This window comes from Plantactinospora siamensis, from assembly GCF_042434095.1.
Lineage (GTDB): Bacteria > Actinomycetota > Actinomycetes > Mycobacteriales > Micromonosporaceae > KBS50.
Genome location: NZ_JBHLUE010000036.1, coordinates 149,353 through 149,923 on the forward strand (window position 1 = coordinate 149,353; position 571 = coordinate 149,923).

The 571-nt window shown below is 73.0% G+C and carries 1 rRNA gene and 1 pseudogene; one reads left to right on the forward strand and one right to left on the reverse strand.

The features are described from left to right. Positions 1–334 (forward strand): annotated as a pseudogene (locus tag ACFFHU_RS31620) (hypothetical protein); the annotation flags it as partial. Positions 335–450: 116 nt separating this feature from the next. Here ACFFHU_RS31620 and rrf read toward each other — a convergent pair. Beyond that, positions 451–567: ribosomal RNA gene (gene rrf / locus ACFFHU_RS31625) — 5S ribosomal RNA — on the reverse strand. Between the last annotated feature and the right edge of the window lie 4 nt (positions 568–571).

Sequence of the window (571 nt, forward strand, 5' to 3'; positions counted from 1 at the left end):
CGCCGCCCCGGTAACCGCCCTCGCGGCGTTCCCCACCCCGGAAGCCGCCTTCACGCGGACCCCGGTCCTGGTAGCCGCCGCCCTCACGGCGGTCACCGCCACGGAAGCCGCCCTCACGGGAGCCCCGGTCCTGGTAACCGCCCTCACGGCGGTCACCGCCGCGGTAGCCGCCCGGGCCGGAGCCGCCCTGCTGGCGGTCGCCGCCGCGGAAGCCACCCTCACGGCGGTCGCCCCGCTGGGCGGGTCGGTCATCGCGCCGCCCGGAGTCGCCGCGGCCGGGGCGGTCGGCGCGGTCCTCGGAGCGGCGGGGACGATCCTCGCCCTGCGGTCCTGACGTCACGGTCGGTCCTTCCGGTGAAACGCTGTTTTGATGTGTTTGGGCCTGTCGGGCCGCAAAATGCAGTTGAGGGCCGCACCCCGGATGGGGTCGGCCCTCAAACTGTAGTGGTTGTCCGGCGGCGTCCTACTCTCCCACACCCTCCCGGGTGCAGTACCATCGGCGCTGGAGGGCTTAGCTTCCGGGTTCGGAATGTTACCGGGCGTTTCCCCTCCGCTATGGCCGCCGTAACTC